A 17,479-nucleotide genomic window follows, 5' to 3' on the forward strand; every position below is an offset into this window, starting at 1 on the left:
TCCGGGCGAGGAAAGGACGCGGCTACCGCATCGTCGATGGTTGCGGCGTCGTGCCGGTCTGGGCGTTCGGTGCCGCCGCGTCGTTGGCAAGGAGGTGGACGGCGGCCAGCGAGCGCCACGGGCGCCAGGCCTCGGCTGCCGCTGCACCGGCCAAATCAGCCGGGAACGCGTCGGGCTCGCCGAGGCGGACGGCCAGGCGTTGGACGGTCGCCGGCGGGAGGTCGGTGGCCGCGCCTACCGATGCGGCGAGCTCGTCCAAGCTGGCGGATCCGTCGAGCATCAGCTCGCCACTTGCGATCGCGGTCGCCAGCCGGTTCAAGCCGCCAGCGACCTCGGGCGGCAGGCCGAGCGGCCCAAGGTCTGCTGCCGCGACCGCTTCGGCGGAAGGGAACGCGTGCGTCAACCCCGCCGGCAGCCCCGGCACCGAGGGCCCCGCCAGCTCCGCCAGCCGGCCGAGGATCGCACGGCAATCGCTGGCGTCGCAGGCCTGGAAGACAACCGCTCGGACGCAGGCCTCGAATGATCCCCAGCTGCCGAGCGCCCGCAGTCCCGGCCTGGCCCGGATCAACGGACCGATGACCGGATCGCTTGCCAGGCTGGTCTCCGTCGGGTCGATGTCGAGGCCGAACATCCGCCGCACCCGCTCGACGACGTGGATGAGCCCTTCCCAGTAAGGCAGATGGGCACGCAGCAGCAGGTGATCGGCATCCCAGCGGGTGATCTCGAGCAGGCCCGGGTCGCCGTCGAGAGCGATCGTGCGGCGGTACGTGCCGTCGTCGTCGACCACCTCGACGCCCGGAACGGCTTCCGCGGCCAGTCCGCCGAGCGCGTCCCAGTCGTACGGTCCGCTGACCGGCAGCCGGAGCGTCAGCCCGCCGTCGGCCGCGAGCCGGTCGGCGCGCCGGCGCCGGCCGCGCAGCTCCTGCGGCGTCGCCCGGAAGACCTCCCGGATCGTCCGGTTGAACTGCCGCAGGCTGCCGAACCCCGAAGCGAACGCGATGTCGACGACCGCCAGATCGGTGTCGTCCAGCAGCCGGCGGGCGAAGTGCGCGCGCCTGGACCGCGCGAGCTGGTCCGGCGTAAGCCCGAGGTAGTCCTGGAACAGCCGGCGCAGATGCCTGCTCGACAGCCCGAGCCTGCGGCCGAGCTCGGCTTCGGAGCCGTCGTCGAGCGCGCCGGCGATGATCAGCTGGATCGCCCGGCAGACCAGCTCGGGCGCGTCCCACGGCAGTGAGCCGGCGATGCGGTACGGCCGGCAGCGCAGGCAGGCGCGGAAGCCGGCAGCCTCCGCCGCCGCGGCCAGCGTGAACGTGCGGACGTTCTCGGCCAGCGGCTTCGCGCCGCAGCCCGGCCGGCAGTAGATGCCGGTCGTCACCACCGCGGAGTACGTCGTCATGTCGCTCGACCGTATGCCGCCCGGCGGCCGGCGACCAGTGCCGTTGGAACTGTGTCCGAATCTGACCGGCCGCACGACCGGCGCCGACCTATACCTGAACGCATGGACGAAGCAACGCAGCTCGATCTCTTCGCCGGCGGCGACCTCGCACTCGACCGGACGTTCGCGACCGCGCAACGTATTCAGCTCGACGACAGGTCGTGGATCGAGCACGTACCCGCCTGGCTGAGCGGGCAGGATCTCCTGCTCCGGTCGCTGATCGAGAAGGCGGCATGGGAGCAGCGCACCCGGCGGATCGCGGACCAGGACAGGATCGAGCCACGGTTGACCGCGGAGTACACCGACCTCGGCCAGGCGCCGGACGAGATGCTGCGGACGATGGTCGCCGCACTGTCGGAGCACTACGGCGTGCCGTACGACGGGCTGTGGATCAACTACTACCGCGACCACCGCGACAGCACGAGCTGGCACGGCGACTGGGCGACCTGCCGGCGTACGGAGTGCGTCGTGCCGGTGCTCAGCCTCGGCGCGACCCGGCGGTTCCTGATCAAGCCTCGATCCGGCGGGCGCAGTGTCGTACTGAAACCCGCCGGCGGCGACCTGATCGTGATGGGCGGCCGGTGCCAGCGGGACTGGGTGCACAGCGTGCCGAAGCAGGCCACGCCGGCCGGGCCGCGGATCAGCGTGAACATCTCGAGCCGGTACCAAGCCCAGCGTTGACGTCAGGCAGTCCAGCCCGGGTCGCGGCCGGAGAGGGCGAGCATGCGGTCCAGCGGCGACGCGGACTCCGGTACGGCGACCGGCTCGGCGTACACGCCCATCTGCCGGCCCACCTCCGCGCTCTTGGCGACCTCACCGTGGAGGTACTCGGCGAGCTCGTCGTCCCAGACCGGCTGCTGCCCGGTCGCCCGGGCAAGGTCCCAGCCGTGTACGACCAGCTCGCCGACCACCATGCCGCCGATCAGGTCGGCCGGCAGCTCCATCGGCCCGCCGAGGTGCGCGACGCCCTCCCACGCGTCCGGCCGGCTCCACGCGTCGACGACGTTCGCCAGGTGGGCCAGGAGCGCGGCCTGCCAGTCGCCCGCTGTCGTCAGGTCCACGTCAGCTTCGGACTCGGCAGGCGGCGGCACGGTCTCCTTGCGACCGGCGCCGACCAGCGACGGGCCCCAGAACAGCAGGTGGTTGACCAGCTTGCGGACGTCGAACTCCGTGCACGGCGTCGGCAAGTCGAGCTGGTCCGGCTTGACGTGGCCGGCGATCTCACGCAGGACGTCGGCCGCACGGGCCATAAACTGGGCGTTGGACATGGACAGCATGGGTGACATGGACAGAGCCAAACACACCACGCGGCGGGTGTCTTGAACAAACGCGACAGCCGCGAGCTGGGTGGCGCCTGGACCAAGTTCCAGGTGCATTCGTTCCCCCCGCCCGCGCCGGATCTGGCGCTGTACGTCGACCACTACTGGGTCGTCACCTGGGACTACGCCGAGCCGTACGACCAGAAGATCGTGTCGTACCCGCGCGTGAACCTGACGTTCCGCGACGGCCGGGGCTTCCTGGCCGGGGTGACGAGCAAGGCCCAGATCCGTGTGCTGCAAGGCAGAAGCGGCGTGTTCGGCGTGCAGTTCCGGCCGGGTGGCTTCCGGCCGTTCCTGCGCAGGCCCGTCTCGACGATCACCGACCAGGTGCTGGACCCGCGCGACGTGCTCGAGCCCGAATCGCCGGAGCTCGCCGGGCCGCTCGGGCTGCCGAGCATCGAGGACGTCGAGGCCTACCTCCGTGCCTGCCGGCCGTCACCGGATCCGAAGGCTGAGGAAGCCGCCGACCTCGTGGCCCGGATCGCGTCGAAGCCCGACCTGACCCGCGTCGACGCGATCGCGAACGAGGCCGGCACGAGCGTACGGTCGCTGCAGCGGCTGTTCGCCGACTACGTAGGCATCGGCCCGAAGTGGGTGATCCGCCGCTACCGCCTGCACGAGGTGACCGAGCGCCTGGCCAACGGAGCCCAGATCGACTGGGCGGAGCTGGCGGCCGACCTGGGCTACGCCGACCAGGCCCACTTCGCCCGCGACTTCAAGTCGATGTTCGGAGAGTCGCCGACTTGGTACGCCGAGCGTTACTGAAGCCGCCTCCCGCTCAACTGCAGCGCGGGATCACCTTGGTGAACGTCGGCCGGCCAGGGCTCGCGGTGTAGTGGTCGGAGACCCACAGCTTGCGGCCCAGCCGGTCCCAGATGTTGTTGCCCTTGACCGGGTCGCCCGGGCCCTGGCACTGGATGTAGGCCAGCCCGCCGAGCGGGATCGTGCTCTGGATCGCCGCCGCCAGGCCCGGCAACGCGCGTACCCGCAGCACCTGCGTCTCGACCTGGAACGCATGACTGCAGCCCGGAGCTGAGACCTTGCGCGGGTTCGCGACGTACTCCTCGCTGACGAAACTGCCGTCGGACAGGCGCGACCACACGTTCGTGGTGCCGACGCGCTGGCCGATGGTCCGGCAGATCACGTCGAGCGTGCCGCCGGCCGGGCGGGTGCCCATCGAGGGGTAGCTGGTGCTCGGGCCGCTGCGAGTGCGCAACGGCTGCTTCGCGTCGACCTTGAAACGGTAGCGAGCCGAGGCCAGCGGGGCGTCGATGACGTTGCTGTCGATCTCGATCTTGCGGCCGCCCCACTTCTCGATGTGCGGACCGCGATGTTGCTTGGCACGTTGGTGAATCGACCAGTGCGAGCCGTCGACGTTGCGTTCGCTCAGGCTCGACTTCTTGTCCCAGCGGGCGGTCCAGATCGCGTCGGGCCGGACGAACGACTTGGAGGCGTACGCGCCGGAGAGGTGCTTGATACCGGAGCTCGCGCTGGAGTAGACGCCGGAGAGATATCCGAGCTCGTGCAGGCGTTTCGTCCACGCGCCGAGGAACGACAACACGACCTTGCGGCAGCCTGCGTTGGTGTCGTCGTAGCCCTCGATGTCGTTGTAGAGCGTGCTTCCCGGCGACATGCCGAAGTGCTTGGCGCGCTTGACCGCGTCGTCGGCGGCGGCCCGGCCCTGGCCGGCGGCGTCCTTGGAACGGATCCTGCCGAGGTCCTTCTGGTGTACGCAGGGCGCCTGCCGTCCGACGTAGATCGGCAGCATCCGCCAGCCGTCCTCGGCAGCCGTGCGAACCCAGCCGGCGTTGAGGTTTCCGTCGGCGCAGGCGCGGTTGACGCCGCCGATGTAGACGCCGACGACGCGGTACGGCGACTTCAGCCAGGCACGCATCGTCGACTTGGAGGGGGCCGTGCAGGTGTCGAAGCCGTAACCGGTGTACTGCGTCGCGGTGCCGCCAACGGCCTTGCCGCCTTGGGTCTTCGCGGACAGACCGGGCTGGGTCGGCTCAGTTGGCTCAGTTGGCTGGGTCGGCTGGGCCGGTTGGCTCGGCAGCTCCGAACTGGGGAACGTGTCGGGTTTCGCCTTGGGTGTGAAGCGCTGTGGGCCGCGGTAGGTCGCCTGGCCGATGGCCTGGTCGACCAGTTCGGGACGCTCGCCGTAGCTCGCGGTGACCATCAGGCCGGTCCCGGACAGGACCGTGCTCGCCCGGTCGTCCGCACCGGCGCGGCTCGTGATCGACCGCTTCTCACCGATGGCGGCTGTCGAGAAGCCGCCTGCGGCAGTGGCCGGCGCGCGCTGGACGAGGATCGCTTCCGTACGGCCGAACGCCCTTGCCGGGCAGCGTTGCTCGTCGCCTGGCGTACCGAGGTAGATGGCGTTCTGGTCGAATCTGACGCAGGTACGGGGATCTCGGCTGAGATCGTGCACCTGCCAGCCGGCCGGCACGGGCAAGTTCAAGCCCTGATAGCTGACCGTGCGTGTCGTTGAGGTTTCGGCCGTGGCGATGTTGGAGCTCGCCAACAGCACAACGGACAGTCCGGCTGCTGCGAGAGCCCGGAACAGCCGTGCGGGGATGTGCTTCGACGGAGTACGCATGACGGAACGGTTTGTTTCCGGCCGCGCACCGATAGAAACATCTAACGACTGGTCTTACGTCGTCCGGGGAGTCGCATCGTCAGCAGTTTCGCCCTCGGCGCGAGGCGCCGCGCCAGCCCGAAGAGCGACTCCGTACGCGTGCGATCCTCGTCGAGAACGGTGAAGAGGTTGACGCCGAGATAGAACGTCACGGCGGCGTTCGCCAGGTCCTTCGGCGGCACCAGCCGGCCGAACGGAGTGCCGCCGACGACACGTTCGAGCTGAGCTTCGACCAGCTTCAGCCACGGCTCGGTCCTGGCGACGATCTGCTTGCGCAGCTCGACCTTCTCGCGCGCGACGGAGGCGGCGACCAGCTCACTCGTGACGGCGATGTGCCCGCCCTCGAGGTCGGCGCGGTAGACCTCGGTGCCGACCTCGACCAGCTCCTCGAGCGTCTTGGCCTGCTCGGCGAGCGGCAGATAGGCGGCCATCCGCTCCTCCGACCCCTTGTCGAGAGCGGCGAGCAGCAGCGCGTCGACGCTGCCGAAGTGATAGAAGACCAACGCCGAATTGACCTCCGCGGCCCGGGCGATCGTCCGCGCGGAAGTGCCGGCATACCCGAGCTCACGCAAACACACCGTCGCGGCGACCACCAGCCGGGCGCGGGTCTCTTCTCCGGACAGCTTCGATCCCTTGGCCATGGCTGTTAATGCTACGGTTTAATCGAGTGATTAAACTAGGCGCTCAAAGGGAGGAGACGGGCGATGGCAGACGAGGCGCACGAGCCAGAGCAAGAGCCGGCGGAAGCAGCGGCCAGGGGGCGGCGCTGGTGGCGGTACTGGTGGCGGCACACGCTCGTAGCCAGCCTGGTGGCGTTGTTCGCGGCCTTCCTGCTCTTCCGGATCCTCCACGCCGGCGGGCTCGAGCAGAGCGCCGCGTTCTACGTCGGGCTGCCGGCGGTGATCGCGATCACGGTGGCAGTGACTGCACGGCCGCGGGGTGCGGTCGGCACCGCCGTCGTCGCCACCACGATCGGGCTCATGCTGGCCGGGCCGCTGCTCGGCGAGGGCGTGATCTGCCTGGTCTTCTCGGCCCCGCTCTTCTACCTCATCGCCGTCTTCGTCGGTCTGATCATTGAAGCGGCTCGCAAGGCCGGTCATCGTGGAGTCGCGGCCGTCGCGATCGTTCCGGTGCTGCTGATGTGTCTCGAGGGCGTCAGCCCGGAGACCTCGATGCCACGCGGCGAGACCGCCGTCTCCGAACGGATCGTCGCCCAGGCCGGTCCGGCCGACATCCAGGCAGCGCTGGCACGAACACCGACGTACGGCCGGCCCACCTCGACGTTCCTCCGCGTCGGCTTCCCACAGCCGCTCCACGCCACGGGCCAGGGCCTGGACCCCGGCGACGAACGGTTCGTCACGTTCACACCGCGCCGCTCACTCGGTATCGGCGCGCAGCCGACGCCCAGGTCGATGCGCCTGCGCGTGACCGAGAGCCGGCCCGGCAGGGTGGTTTTCACGATCGTCCAGGACAGTACGGCCGCTCGCTGGCTCGACTTCGACACCGCCGAAGTCACCTGGCGCGCCAAGAGCCCCACCAGCACAACCGTCCGCTGGACGCTGCGCTACCACCGCACGTTCGACCCCGCGTGGTACTTCGGCCCGCTCCAGCGCTACGGCATGGCCCGCGTCGCCGACTACCTCAACGTCACCATTACCGACCCAGGCACCAAGCCCGCAGATGCGTGACCCGGCCCTGATCCGCGCGGTCGCGTTCTTCGCGCCGCTGCTTGCGACGCTCGCCCTCGCCGCGAGCAGGCGCCGCAGTCGCCCCAGTCGCCGCAAGCTGGAGGACCCCGAGCTCGCCGCCGTCATCGTCGCCACCACATGGAACGTCCTCGCGTTGTTCGCGCTCAACCAGCTCGCGATCCGCCTCGGCTGGTGGACGTTCGACGCCGACGGCGCGATGGCCGCCGGCATCCCCGTCGACCTCTGGCTCGGCTGGTCGCTGCTCTGGGGCGCCGTCCCCGCCCTCGCCCCGACCAGGTTCAACCTCGCAGGCGTCGCCGCCGGACTCGGCCTGCTCGACCTCGCCGTCATGCCACTCGCCCAACCGGTCGTCCACCTCGGCGACGACTGGCTCACCGGCGAGCTCATCGGCATCCTCGCCGCGCTGGTCCCCGCCCAGCTCCTCGCCCGCTGGACGATCGCCCGCCGCCGGCTCTGGCTCCGCGTCGCCGCCCAGGCCGGACTCGCGGCCGGCCTGATGTTCGGCCTCCCGCTCTACCTGCTCGACGTCGACCCGGCTCGCCTGCTCCCGCTCGCGCCCGCCCTCGCCGCGCCGGCGGCGCTCGGCCTGGCAGCGGTCTGGGAGTTCGCCAGGCGCGGCCACGGCACACCCCTGCCGTACGACCCGCCGCGAAAGCTCGTCACCACCGGACCGTACGCATGGGTCCGCAACCCCATGCAGCTGTCGATGACGCTGATCTACCTCGTCCTCGCGATCGGCCTCGCCGACGCCAGGCTGCTCGTCGCCGCGGGATTCGCCTTCTGTTACGGCGCCGGGCTGGCCGGCTGGCACGAAGGCGACCGTCTCCGGGCGGAGCACGGCGACCGCTGGCGTGCCTACCAGGCCACGGTCCGTCCCTGGCTGCCGAAGGTGCCGCGGACTGTGCCACGGACTAAACCCGTGGAAGCCGGTCCCCTGCGCCGGTAAGGTAGCTCCTTGTGCCTGGAGATGATCCCGACCCAGTCCTCCTCGCAGAGCGAGCGCATCTGACCAGCTCACGGGCCGCCCTGCAGCGCATGCGGGAACGGACTCAAAACCTCGATCCCAACGCAGGCGGCAACGCCGTCTCGAACGAATACCTCAAGGCCAGCCTCTACTGGCGGGCCAAAGCCCTCGAAGACGATCCGACCGTCGCCCTGTTCTTCGGCCGGCTCGACTACGTCCCCGGCTCCGGGCCGTGGGGCGAGCTGTTCTACATCGGCCGCCGCCACGTCACCGACGCGGACGGCGAGCCCATGGTCGTCGACTGGCGCGCCGACGTCTCCGTGCCGTTCTACCGCGCCAACCAAGCGACCCCCATGGGTGTCAAGCTGCGTCGCCGCTTCGGCTACCAGCACGGCGAGCTCACGGCGTTCGAGGACGAGCACCTCACCGACCCGGCCGAGGCCGCCCACGCGAGCCACATCCTGGAAGCCGAGATCGAGCGGCCGCGCGTCGGCCCGATGCGCGACATCGTGGCCACCATCCAGCCGGAGCAGGACGAGATCGTCCGGTCCGGCATCGCCGGAACGGTCGTCGTGCAAGGCGCACCCGGCACCGGCAAGACCGCGGTCGGCCTGCACCGGGCCGCGTACCTCCTCTACACCCACCGCGACCAGCTCCGCCGTCAAGGCGTGCTTGTCATCGGCCCGAACGACTCGTTCCTGCGCTACATCGGCGACGTGCTGCCGGCGCTCGGCGAGATCGAGGCCCGTCAAACCACGGTCGCCGAACTCCTCGGCAAGACACAGATCCGTGGAGAAGACCCCGCCGACGTCGCCACGCTCAAAGGCGATGCGCGGATGGCCACCGTGCTCCACCGCGCGGTCTGGTCCCACCTCGCCGAGCCCACCGAAGGCCTGATCGTGCCGCGCGGGTCGCGGCGTTTCCGCATCCCGGCGTACGAGGCGGCCGAACTGCTGGAGGGCATCCGCAACCGTGGCGTCCGTTACGGCGCCGGTCGCGCGATGCTGCCGCAGCGGCTGGCGCACGCGATCCTGCTGCGCATGGAGGCCGACGGTGACTCGCCCGACGACCGCGTGCAGAACGCCGTCGCGCGCAGCCGCCCGGTGAAGGTGTACGCCGACACGCTGTGGCCGGTCGTCGACCCGGCCAAGCTGCTGTTCCGCCTGCTCACCGAGCCGGAGTTCCTCGCCACGCAGGCCGACAGCATCCTGAGCGAGGAAGAGCAGGCGCTCCTGCTCTGGCCGAAGCCGCCGCGCTCGCCGGGCACCGCCCGCTGGTCGCTGGCCGACGCGGCGCTGATCGACGAGCTCACCGACGTCATCGACCGGATGCCGAGCCTCGGCCACGTCGTACTCGACGAGGCACAGGACCTGTCGCCGATGCAGCTGCGCGCGGTGGGCCGCCGCTGCTCCACGGGATCGGCGACCGTACTCGGCGACCTCGCGCAGGCGACCACCCCGTGGGCCGTACGCGACTGGGCGTTCGCGATGGAGCAGCTCGGCAAGCCGGACGCCCATCTGGAGGAGCTGACGCTGGGCTTCCGCGTGCCGGCCGACGTGATCGAGTACGCCGCGCGCCTGCTGCCCACGATCGCGCCCAGCCTCACGCCGCCGACGTCGGTCCGGCGCACCCGCGGTGACCTGGTGATCAGCGCGACCGCCGACTGGGTGGGCACCGGGGTCGCCGCCGTCCGCGAGATGCTGGACCGGCCGGGGTCGGTCGGGCTGATCGCGGCCGACGAGCAGGTGAAGAAGCTGCGCCTCGGCCTGGAGGAGGCCGGCATCGACTACTCCGTCCTCGGCGACGCCGACGACGTGGACGCCCGGCTGGACGTCGTGCCGGCGTCGCTGGCCAAGGGCCTGGAGTTCGACCACGTGGTGCTCGTCGAGCCGGCCGGAATCGTCGCGGGCGAAGCCGACGAGCCGACCGGACTGCGCCGGCTGTACGTCTGCCTGACCCGCGCCGTGACCTCGCTGGCGATCGTCCACAGCCTGCCGCTGCCCGGACAGCTCGACAGAGCCTGAATCGATAGGGTCGCGTCGAGGGGGCGAAGCGGGCGGATCAGGAGGGCTTGCCTTGGAACCACTGCACCACCGCGTCGCGCAGGCAGCGGCGGCCGACGCGTACACCGAGCTGAACCGGTTGATCACGTCGCTCGGTCCAGGCGACTTCTACCGGCCGACCCGCTGCTCCGGCTGGGTCGTGGCAGACCTGATCTTCCACCTGTTGCTGGACGCCCGGCGGGCGCTGGTCGCGTTCTCCAGCACGCCGAAGGGCGAGCCCGACCTCAACTACCTGACGTACTGGCTCGACCATGCCCGCACCCGCACGGCCGCGGGCGCCGACGAGCACTCCCGCTTCGTCCGGGTCTCGGCGTCGGCATACCCCGAGCCGAAGCACCTGGTCTACGACTGGGACGTGACGGCCCGCGCAGTGCTGCAGGTGATCGAGTTCGCTCCGGGAGCCCGGGTGATCGCGACCCAGCGGCACCTGATGACGATCACCGACCTGCTGAGCACGCTCGCCGTCGAAGCCGTGATCCATCACTTCGACATGTTGCTCGACCTGCCGGGCAAGCCGATCCCACGGCCGGGCGCCATCCAGCACACCTCCGAGGTGCTGTCCGCCCTGCTCGGCAACGAGGCCGAACGTCCAGAGTGGAACGACCACACCTGGATCCTGAAGGCCACCGGCAGGGAGAGGCTGCAGCCGCCGGAACAGCGGATCCTCGGCGAGCACGTCGACCGCTTCCCGCTCATCGGCTGAGCACGGTCTCCTGGTCCATGCGCGACAGCTTCTCCGGGTTGCGAACGGCGTAGAGCCCGGTGATCAGGCCGTCCTCGATGTGGACGGCCAGGACAGAGTCGATCTCGCCGTCCAGGCGCACGATCAGCGCGGGCCGCCCGTTGACCTGCGTGGGCTCCAGCGCCGCGGCGATCCGGGACCGGGCCAGCACGCTGGCCACCTCGTCGGCCCCGGAGATCGGCGCCAGCGCGGCCTGCTTGACGCCGCCGCCGTCGGTCAGCAGGACGACGTCCGGCGCGAGGATGTCGAGCAGGGGTTGCAGGTCGCCCGTTCCGACCGCCCGCCGGAACGCCTCGAGTGCGCCACGGGTCTCGGCCGGCGACACGACCGTACGTGGCCGCCGGGCCGCGACGTGGGACCGCGCTCGGTGCGCGATCTGACGGACCGCGGCCGGATTCTTGTCCACAGCCTCCGCGATCTCGTCGTACTCGAGCGCGAACACCTCACGCAGCACGAACACCGCCCGCTCGATCGGCTTCAGCGTCTCCAGCACCAGCAGCATCGCCATCGACACGCTGTCGGCCAGCTCGACGTCCTCGGCCACGTCGGGCGCTGTCAGCAACGGCTCAGGCAGCCAGGGCCCGACGTACGACTCCTTGCGCCGGCCGAGCGTACGCAGCCGGCTCAGTGCCTGCCGCGTGGTGACCCGGATCAGGTACGCCCGCCGGTCCCGCACCTCGCCGAGGTCGACACTTACCCAGCGCAGCCAGGTCTCCTGCAGCACGTCCTCCGCGTCGGCCGCCGAACCGAGCATCTCGTAAGCGACGGTGAACAGCAGGTTGCGGTGGGCGACGAACGCCTCGGTGGCTGGATCCATGTGCACTAGACGCCAGTCTCCCCGGCCCTGTGACAACTCCTGCCCGTGGCTCAGGTCACAGCGCCGGACCGGTCACAGCGCCCGCCCCGCAGGCATCTGGTGGTCGTTCGGTACGACACCACGATGTGAAGGACAGCCTGATGGAACCCCGTTTCAACCTGATGGACAACGAACTCGGTGCCAAGTTCGCGAAGCGGTTGGCCAACGCCAGCTTGGTGATCACGCAGTCGACGCTGCCGAAGCCGACGCAGGAGTTGGTACAGCTGCGGGCCAGCCAGATCAACGGCTGCGGCTGGTGCGTCGACGCCCACGCCAAGGACGCCGCGGCCGCCGGTGAGACCTCGACCCGGCTCAACCTGGTCACCGCTTGGCGCGAGTCGACCGTGTTCACCGCGGCCGAACGGGCGGCGCTGGCGCTCGCCGAGGAGGGCACCCGGTTCGCCGACGCCAGCACCCGCGTGTCCGACGAAACCTGGGCCGAGGTACGCGAGCACTACGACGACGACCAGATCGCGGCCCTGGTCTCGCTGGTCGCCCAGATCAACGCCGCCAACCGGCTCGCCGTGATCCTGCGGCTCAAGGGCGGTTCGTACGAGCCCGGACAGTTCGCCGGCTTCACCGACTGACCCAACCGAGTCCGGCACTGCCGCGCCTGGTCCAGGATCACCCGGTCCGGGCCGGGCCGGCGGCGCCGAGTTTGGCGGGGTTCAACAACCAGAGCAGCTGGCCGATGCCGTCCTCGGTCACGTCGACGGTGATGACGCCGGACAGCACGCCGTCGCGGCGGAGCAGAGCGGCCGGCTGCCCGTTCACCGTGCCCCACTCGATCTCGACGCCGACCCAGTACTGCGGCCAGTACGCCTTGATCACGTTCGCCACCTTGCGCCTGCCCACCAACGGCATGCGGGTGGCCCGCGCTACGCCGCCACCGTCGGAGTAGCTGACCACGTCCGCCGCGAGCACCTTCTCCAGCTCGGCCAGGTCGCCGGACCGGGCGGCGCCGACGAACGCGGTCAGCAGCCGGCGCTGCTCGGCTCCGGTCACCGTCGCACGCCGCCCGGACACCAGGTGCTTGCGGGCCCGGCTGACGAGCTGCCGCGCGCCCGCGTCACTGACCTGCACGATCTCGGCGATCTCGGCGTATGGGTAGTCGAACGCCTCGCGCAGCACGTACGCCGCGCGCTCGGTCGGAGTGAGGCGCTCCAGCAGGAGCAGCACCGCCAGACTGAGCGCCTCACCGCGTTCGGCACCGAGGTAGGGGTCGGCGGAGGTGTCGACCGGCTCGGGGAGCCACGGCCCGATGTAGGTCTCGCGCCGGACTCGCGCCGACTGCAGGGTGTTGATCGCCAGCCGGGTGACCGTCGTCGCCAGGAACGCCGCCGGATCGTCGACCGTGCCACGGTCGTAGGACTGCCAGCGCAGCCAGGCGTCCTGGAGCAGGTCCTCGGCCTCGGTGGCGCTGCCGAGCATGCGATAGGCGATGCCGAACAGCCGCGGCCGTACTCGCGAGAAGACGGCCGCGGCTTCGTCGAGGTCGTCCAGATTCGCCACCTCGACAGCTTTTCACCTGCTCAGACAGGTTTGTCGCCAGGGTGCTCCATGGTCTCCACGGCGTCGAGCAGGCTGCGCAGCCCGACCTCCTCGCGTTCGACGTCGGTCGGGTCGAACAGCCACTCGGTCGCCGGCAGCTCGGCCTCGGTCTCCGGGTGAGACGCCTCGGCCAGGCCGATCTCTTCCTGGACCTCGATCTCCAGGCCGCGCAGGACCTCATCGCCTCCGTCAGGTGTGCTCATCGTCACTTCCCTTCGTTTTGGGTCAGCCATTCGGCGTAGGTGACCTCGCCGAGAACCGCGGCGCCGATCGGCACCAGGCTCTGCCGCGTCACCTCGGACCCGAAGTAGAGCGCGTGCTCGTCGGTCACCACCTCGCGCGGATCGCCCAAGCCGGCCAGCGCGTTCCGGAAGAACTCGTCCATCTGGTATCGCTCCGGCCCGGCGATCTCGACCCTGCCGTTCAAGGGCGCCTCCATCGCCACCTTGGCGACGTTCCTGGCGACGTCGACGCCCGCGATCGGCTGGAAGTACACCGACGCGATCCGGACCTTCCCGTCCACGGTGGAGGTGTCGGCGATGCTGCGGACGAACTCGTGGAACTGCGTCGCGTGCACGATCGAGAACGGGATCGACGACTTCTCGATCAGGCTCTCCTGCGCGAGCTTCGCCCGGAAGTAGCCGTTCTCCGGCAGCCGGTCGGTTCCGACGATCGACAACGCGACGTGGTGCCCCACGCCGGCCTCGGCCTCCGCGGCGAGCAGGTTGCCGGTCGAGGTCTCGAAGAACTTCAGGACGGCGCTGTCCTCGAACGACGGGGAGTTCGACACGTCGATCACCACGGCCGCACCGGTCAGGACCTCGGCCAGGCCTTTGCCGGTGAGCGTGTCGACGCCGGTGTTCGGCGAGGCCGGAACCGCCTCGTGGCCGTGCTCGCCCAGCATCGTGACGAGCTTCGACCCGATCATGCCGGTGCCGCCGATAACCACGATCTTCATGACAACCCTCTCTGCCCACTGTCTGCCGGGGCCTGATCGCCGTCCGGTCACCAGCTAGGACCGGACAGCCCCGCGACCTGTGACAGCCCTACCTCTGGATCGGCGGCAGAGTTATCTGTTAGGTTCCCTGCATGATAATCCCGAAGCCTCGGAAACTCGAACGCCGAGACGGTGCGTTCGCGCTGACCGCGACCACCACGCTGTACGCCGACCAGGCATCCACGCAGGCCGCCAACGCGCTGCGCACGACGCTCGGCCCGGCGACCGGCTTCAGCTTCGAGCCCGCCGCCGACGCGGGCTCCGCCGGCATCTCGCTGACGGTCGACGCCGACCGCTTCGGCCCGGAGGCCTACAGCCTCACCGTCACCCCGGACAAGATCGAGATCATCGGTGGCGACGCGGCCGGCGCCTTCTACGGCGTGCAGAGCCTGCGCCAGTTGCTGCCGGCCGAGGCGTTCTCCGCCACCCGGGTCGAGCGCGACTGGACCGTTCCCGCCGTCGAGATCGAGGACCAGCCGGCGTACGGCTGGCGCGGCTCGATGCTCGACGTCGGCCGGCACTTCATGCCGAAGGACTTCGTGCTGAAGTTCATCGACCTGCTCGCACTGCACAAGCTGAACGTCCTGCACTTCCACCTCACCGAGGACCAGGGCTGGCGGCTCGAGATCGAGAAGTACCCGAAGCTCACCGAGGTCGGCGCCTGGCGCGGGGAGACGCTGGTCGGACACGGCCGGCAGTCCGAGGCCGAGGCGACTTACGACGGTAAGCGGCACGGCGGCTTCTACACCAAGGCCGAGATCCGCGAGATCGTCGCGTACGCGACCGAGCGCTTCGTCACGGTCGTACCCGAGATCGACATGCCGGGCCACATGGTCGCGGCGATCACGGCGTACCCGGAGCTCGGCAACGGCACCGGGCCGTACTCCGTGCGTACCCGCTGGGGCATCGCCGACCAGGTGCTGAACGTCGAAGAGCCGACCGTGCAGTTCTGCCGCGACGTGCTGGCGGAGGTCGTCGAGCTGTTCCCGGCGCCGTACGTCCACACCGGTGGCGACGAGTGCCCGCGTGGCGAGTGGGAGGCCAGTGCGGCGGCCCAGCGCCGGATCGCGGAGCTCGGCCTCTCGAGCGCCGAGGATCTGCAGCCGTGGTTCAGCCAGCAGATGGCCGAGTTCCTGGCCGGCAAGGGCCGCCGGATGGTCGGCTGGGACGAGGTACTCGAGGGCGGTGGCCCGTCGGCACTGCCCGACGATGTCGTCGTGATGTCGTGGCGTGGCGAGAAGGGCGGCATCGAGGCGGCCGAGGGTGGGCTCGACGTGGTGATGAGCCCGAACACCTACCTCTACTTCGACTACTACCAGGCCGAAGGAGACGGCGAGCCGCTCGCGATCGGCAGCCTGATCCCGTTGTCGAAGGTGTACGAGTACCAGGTCGTGCCCGCGGGCCTGTCGGACGAGGCCGCGGCGCACATCCTCGGCTCGCAGTGCAACGTGTGGACGGAGTACATGCCGACGCCGGAGCACGTGGAGTACATGTGGGCGCCGCGGGCGCTGGCGTTCGCCGAGGCGGTGTGGCGCGACCCGTCGGCCGCGGTCGACCCGTTCGAGACGTTCGTCGCCGAGCGGCTGCGGCCGCACCTGGCCCGGCTCGACGCTCTGGATGTGAACTACCGGAAACTGGACTGACGCTCCCGTTTCGCGGCCTACGCTTCGCTGTATGAAGGACGTGTGGGCCGTGGGCGGCGCCTACGAGGCCTACGTCGGGCGGTGGAGCCGAACCGTGGCACCGGAGTTCGTCGGCAAGCTCGGCCTGCCCGGTGGGCTGCGCTGGCTGGACGTCGGCTGTGGCACGGGCGCGCTCACCGCGGCCGTGCTCGCGGCCGGTGCTCCCGAACGTGTCGTGGGGCGTCGACCCGTCATCAGGTTTTCTCGAGGAAGCTCGCTCGCGGATCGTTGACCCGCGGGCGAGCTTCGTTTCCGGCAGCGCCGACGCGCTGCCGGATGGTGAGTTCGACGTCGTGGTCAGCGGGCTCGCGCTGAACTTCATGCCGTCGCCGGCCGATGCGGTCGCTGGATTCGCGAGGGCCGTCGCGCCGGGCGGAACGGTCGCGGCGTATGTGTGGGACTACGCCGAGGGCATGGTCATGATGCGGCTGTTCTGGGACGCCGCTGTCGCGCTCGATCCGGCGGCCGCCGACCTGGACGAAGGGCTGCGCTTCCCGTTGTGCCGGCCGGAAGGGCTACGGCAGCTGTGGGCTGGCGCCGGGCTCGGCGAGGTCGCCGTCGAGGCGATCGACGTGCCGACGGTGTTCACCGGATTCGACGACTACTGGACGCCGTTCCTGGGCGGGCAGGGCTCAGCGCCCACCTACGTCGCGACGCTGCCGGAGGACCGCAAGGCCGCGCTGCGGGAACGGCTCCGCGCTCGGGTTCCCGCCGAGTCCGACGGAACGATCCGGCTGACCGCGCGAGCCTGGGCCGTCCGCGGAACAGCCTGACCGGCCGCTCAGCCGAACACTCCGATCAGTCGGCGGCGCGGGACACCTCTTCGTCGACGAGCGTGCGCCACGAGCGGACGTAACCCGCGTCGACGTAAGCCTTCCACGAGCCGTCCGGGCGCACGGCCGTGCCGACGTGGTACGCGCGTACGCCGGCCTGCGCCAGCCACGGCACGTGCTCGGCGCGCAATCCGCCGCCCGCCATGATCAGGTCAGCTGCCAGCCGGTCGGAACGCGCCCGGGTGACCAGCGCGTCGACGCCGGAGCCGGCGCCACGAGCCGAGCCGCCCGTCAGCACGTTGTCGAGCCCGGCACCCACCATCGGCTTCAGCGCGGTCCAGGCCTGGTCAGCGTCCAGGGCGTGATCGATGGCGCGGTGGAACGTCCACGGCAAGTCGCGTAGCCCTTCGGCCAGCCGAAGCGTAACGTCGACATCGATTTCGAGCGTCGGCGTGAGGAAGCCGAACACGAAGCCGTCGGCGCCGGCATGGCTGTATTCCTCCGCCAGCAGCACAAGACGATTCAGATCCGAAGGAGTCGTACTGAAACCCTCGTTGATCCGCAACATCACCCGCATCGGCAGGTCAGTCTCCCGGCGGATCTCCGCGATCACCCGCGGCTCCGGCGACAGCCCGTCGGCGTCCATCGACGTGACCACTTCCAGGCGGTCGGCGCCGCCCTCCGCAGCGGCTGCCGCATCCGCCGGGCCAAGAGCGATGATCTCGAGCAAGGCGCGCGTCATACCCCGAA

The 17,479-nt window shown here is 70.3% G+C and carries 19 protein-coding genes; 10 read left to right on the forward strand and 9 right to left on the reverse strand.

From position 1 onward, the window contains the following. Positions 1–22: 22 nt before the first annotated feature. Positions 23–1,396, reverse strand: a complete 1,374-nt coding sequence (locus ACYVF6_RS05355) for a bifunctional transcriptional activator/DNA repair enzyme AdaA (RefSeq protein WP_460516444.1) — start codon at positions 1,394–1,396, stop codon at positions 23–25. A 102-nt stretch (positions 1,397–1,498) separates the two neighbouring features. Here ACYVF6_RS05355 and ACYVF6_RS05360 point away from each other — a divergent pair, with 102 nt between their 5' ends. Next, positions 1,499–2,116, forward strand: a complete 618-nt coding sequence (locus ACYVF6_RS05360) for an alpha-ketoglutarate-dependent dioxygenase AlkB family protein (protein ID WP_460516447.1) — start codon at positions 1,499–1,501, stop codon at positions 2,114–2,116. A 2-nt stretch (positions 2,117–2,118) separates the two neighbouring features. On the opposite strand, the gene ACYVF6_RS05365 is transcribed toward ACYVF6_RS05360, so the two are convergent. Then, positions 2,119–2,703, reverse strand: a complete 585-nt coding sequence (locus tag ACYVF6_RS05365) for a TIGR03086 family metal-binding protein (protein WP_460516450.1) — start codon at positions 2,701–2,703, stop codon at positions 2,119–2,121. Positions 2,704–2,754: 51 nt separating this feature from the next. Between ACYVF6_RS05365 and ACYVF6_RS05370 the strand changes: the two genes are divergently transcribed. After that, entirely contained in the window at positions 2,755–3,519 is a 765-nt protein-coding gene (locus ACYVF6_RS05370; RefSeq protein ID WP_460516453.1) for a DUF6597 domain-containing transcriptional factor, read from the forward strand. A gap of 13 nt (positions 3,520–3,532) precedes the next feature. Here ACYVF6_RS05370 and ACYVF6_RS05375 read toward each other — a convergent pair whose 3' ends face one another. Together ACYVF6_RS05375 and ACYVF6_RS05380 are read right to left on the reverse strand one after the other, a co-directional pair. Next, positions 3,533–5,353 (reverse strand): glycoside hydrolase domain-containing protein, encoded by a 1,821-nt coding sequence (locus tag ACYVF6_RS05375; protein WP_460516456.1) that lies wholly within the window; start codon positions 5,351–5,353, stop codon positions 3,533–3,535. A 41-nt stretch (positions 5,354–5,394) separates the two neighbouring features. Continuing rightward, the gene (locus tag ACYVF6_RS05380) at positions 5,395–6,033 is read right to left on the reverse strand and encodes a TetR/AcrR family transcriptional regulator (RefSeq protein WP_460516459.1); all 639 of its coding nucleotides are present in this window, start codon (positions 6,031–6,033) and stop codon (positions 5,395–5,397) included. Positions 6,034–6,096: 63 nt separating this feature from the next. On the opposite strand from ACYVF6_RS05380, the gene ACYVF6_RS05385 reads away from it, so the two are divergent. The 4 genes from ACYVF6_RS05385 (at position 6,097) to ACYVF6_RS05400 (ending at position 10,831) form a co-directional block, all read left to right on the forward strand. Next, on the forward strand, positions 6,097–7,080 hold the full coding sequence (locus ACYVF6_RS05385) for a hypothetical protein (protein WP_460516462.1): 984 nt from the start codon (positions 6,097–6,099) through the stop codon (positions 7,078–7,080). Beyond that, a complete protein-coding gene (locus ACYVF6_RS05390) occupies positions 7,073–8,047 on the forward strand; it encodes a methyltransferase family protein (RefSeq protein WP_460516465.1) in 975 nt (324 codons plus the stop codon). The genes ACYVF6_RS05385 and ACYVF6_RS05390 overlap by 8 nt, the downstream gene beginning before the upstream one ends. Before the next feature lie 89 nt (positions 8,048–8,136). Continuing rightward, positions 8,137–10,089, forward strand: coding sequence for a HelD family protein (locus ACYVF6_RS05395; RefSeq protein WP_460516468.1), 1,953 nt, complete (start codon positions 8,137–8,139; stop codon positions 10,087–10,089). Positions 10,090–10,141: 52 nt separating this feature from the next. Next, positions 10,142–10,831 carry a DinB family protein gene (locus ACYVF6_RS05400; protein ID WP_460516470.1) on the forward strand — a complete coding sequence of 230 codons (690 nt, stop codon included), beginning with the start codon at positions 10,142–10,144 and terminating at the stop codon, positions 10,829–10,831. Here ACYVF6_RS05400 and ACYVF6_RS05405 read toward each other — a convergent pair. Next, on the reverse strand, positions 10,821–11,687 hold the full coding sequence (locus ACYVF6_RS05405; RefSeq protein WP_460516473.1) for an RNA polymerase sigma-70 factor: 867 nt from the start codon (positions 11,685–11,687) through the stop codon (positions 10,821–10,823). The genes ACYVF6_RS05400 and ACYVF6_RS05405 overlap by 11 nt on opposite strands. A 140-nt stretch (positions 11,688–11,827) precedes the next feature. Here ACYVF6_RS05405 and ACYVF6_RS05410 point away from each other — a divergent pair, with 140 nt between their 5' ends. Beyond that, the gene (locus ACYVF6_RS05410; RefSeq protein WP_460516476.1) at positions 11,828–12,313 is read left to right on the forward strand and encodes a carboxymuconolactone decarboxylase family protein; all 486 of its coding nucleotides are present in this window, start codon (positions 11,828–11,830) and stop codon (positions 12,311–12,313) included. Positions 12,314–12,350: 37 nt separating this feature from the next. On the opposite strand, the gene ACYVF6_RS05415 is transcribed toward ACYVF6_RS05410, so the two are convergent. The 3 genes from ACYVF6_RS05415 to ACYVF6_RS05425 are packed head-to-tail and all read right to left on the reverse strand — an operon-like array spanning position 12,351 to position 14,235. After that, on the reverse strand, positions 12,351–13,238 hold the full coding sequence (locus ACYVF6_RS05415; RefSeq protein ID WP_460516479.1) for a sigma-70 family RNA polymerase sigma factor family protein: 888 nt from the start codon (positions 13,236–13,238) through the stop codon (positions 12,351–12,353). A gap of 20 nt (positions 13,239–13,258) precedes the next feature. Then, positions 13,259–13,480, reverse strand: a complete 222-nt coding sequence (locus ACYVF6_RS05420; RefSeq protein ID WP_460516482.1) for a hypothetical protein — start codon at positions 13,478–13,480, stop codon at positions 13,259–13,261. 2 nt (positions 13,481–13,482) lie between these two features. Beyond that, entirely contained in the window at positions 13,483–14,235 is a 753-nt protein-coding gene (locus tag ACYVF6_RS05425; RefSeq protein WP_460516485.1) for an SDR family oxidoreductase, read from the reverse strand. Between the two features lie 131 nt (positions 14,236–14,366). Between ACYVF6_RS05425 and ACYVF6_RS05430 the strand changes: the two genes are divergently transcribed. From ACYVF6_RS05430 to ACYVF6_RS05440, 3 genes are read left to right on the forward strand one after another with little or no spacing between them, the layout of a single operon-like run. After that, complete coding sequence (locus ACYVF6_RS05430) at positions 14,367–15,917, forward strand: beta-N-acetylhexosaminidase (protein ID WP_460516488.1); 1,551 nt, start codon at positions 14,367–14,369, stop codon at positions 15,915–15,917. A 31-nt stretch (positions 15,918–15,948) separates the two neighbouring features. After that, a complete protein-coding gene (locus ACYVF6_RS05435; protein ID WP_460516491.1) occupies positions 15,949–16,188 on the forward strand; it encodes a class I SAM-dependent methyltransferase in 240 nt (79 codons plus the stop codon). Next, on the forward strand, positions 16,115–16,729 hold the full coding sequence (locus ACYVF6_RS05440; protein ID WP_460516494.1) for a class I SAM-dependent methyltransferase: 615 nt from the start codon (positions 16,115–16,117) through the stop codon (positions 16,727–16,729). The genes ACYVF6_RS05435 and ACYVF6_RS05440 overlap by 74 nt, the downstream gene beginning before the upstream one ends. 25 nt (positions 16,730–16,754) lie before the next feature. Here ACYVF6_RS05440 and ACYVF6_RS05445 read toward each other — a convergent pair whose 3' ends face one another. Further along, positions 16,755–17,471, reverse strand: a complete 717-nt coding sequence (locus tag ACYVF6_RS05445) for a copper homeostasis protein CutC (protein ID WP_460516497.1) — start codon at positions 17,469–17,471, stop codon at positions 16,755–16,757. Positions 17,472–17,479: the final 8 nt, after the last annotated feature.

This window comes from Flindersiella endophytica (assembly GCF_054779015.1).

Excerpts from the sequence above, each read along its gene's own strand:
- ACYVF6_RS05355 (WP_460516444.1), bottom strand. The coding sequence starts at position 1,396 with ATGACGACGTACTCCGCGGTGGTGACGACCGGCATCTACTGCCGGCCG.
- ACYVF6_RS05360 (WP_460516447.1), top strand. The coding sequence starts at position 1,499 with ATGGACGAAGCAACGCAGCTCGATCTCTTCGCCGGCGGCGACCTCGCA.
- ACYVF6_RS05365 (WP_460516450.1), bottom strand. The coding sequence starts at position 2,703 with ATGTCCAACGCCCAGTTTATGGCCCGTGCGGCCGACGTCCTGCGTGAG.
- ACYVF6_RS05375 (WP_460516456.1), bottom strand. The coding sequence starts at position 5,353 with ATGCGTACTCCGTCGAAGCACATCCCCGCACGGCTGTTCCGGGCTCTC.
- ACYVF6_RS05380 (WP_460516459.1), bottom strand. The coding sequence starts at position 6,033 with ATGGCCAAGGGATCGAAGCTGTCCGGAGAAGAGACCCGCGCCCGGCTG.
- ACYVF6_RS05385 (WP_460516462.1), top strand. The coding sequence starts at position 6,097 with ATGGCAGACGAGGCGCACGAGCCAGAGCAAGAGCCGGCGGAAGCAGCG.
- ACYVF6_RS05390 (WP_460516465.1), top strand. The coding sequence starts at position 7,073 with ATGCGTGACCCGGCCCTGATCCGCGCGGTCGCGTTCTTCGCGCCGCTG.
- ACYVF6_RS05395 (WP_460516468.1), top strand. The coding sequence starts at position 8,137 with ATGCGGGAACGGACTCAAAACCTCGATCCCAACGCAGGCGGCAACGCC.
- ACYVF6_RS05405 (WP_460516473.1), bottom strand. The coding sequence starts at position 11,687 with ATGGATCCAGCCACCGAGGCGTTCGTCGCCCACCGCAACCTGCTGTTC.
- ACYVF6_RS05410 (WP_460516476.1), top strand. The coding sequence starts at position 11,828 with ATGGAACCCCGTTTCAACCTGATGGACAACGAACTCGGTGCCAAGTTC.
- ACYVF6_RS05420 (WP_460516482.1), bottom strand. The coding sequence starts at position 13,480 with ATGAGCACACCTGACGGAGGCGATGAGGTCCTGCGCGGCCTGGAGATC.
- ACYVF6_RS05425 (WP_460516485.1), bottom strand. The coding sequence starts at position 14,235 with ATGAAGATCGTGGTTATCGGCGGCACCGGCATGATCGGGTCGAAGCTC.
- ACYVF6_RS05430 (WP_460516488.1), top strand. The coding sequence starts at position 14,367 with ATGATAATCCCGAAGCCTCGGAAACTCGAACGCCGAGACGGTGCGTTC.
- ACYVF6_RS05435 (WP_460516491.1), top strand. The coding sequence starts at position 15,949 with ATGAAGGACGTGTGGGCCGTGGGCGGCGCCTACGAGGCCTACGTCGGG.
- ACYVF6_RS05445 (WP_460516497.1), bottom strand. The coding sequence starts at position 17,471 with ATGACGCGCGCCTTGCTCGAGATCATCGCTCTTGGCCCGGCGGATGCG.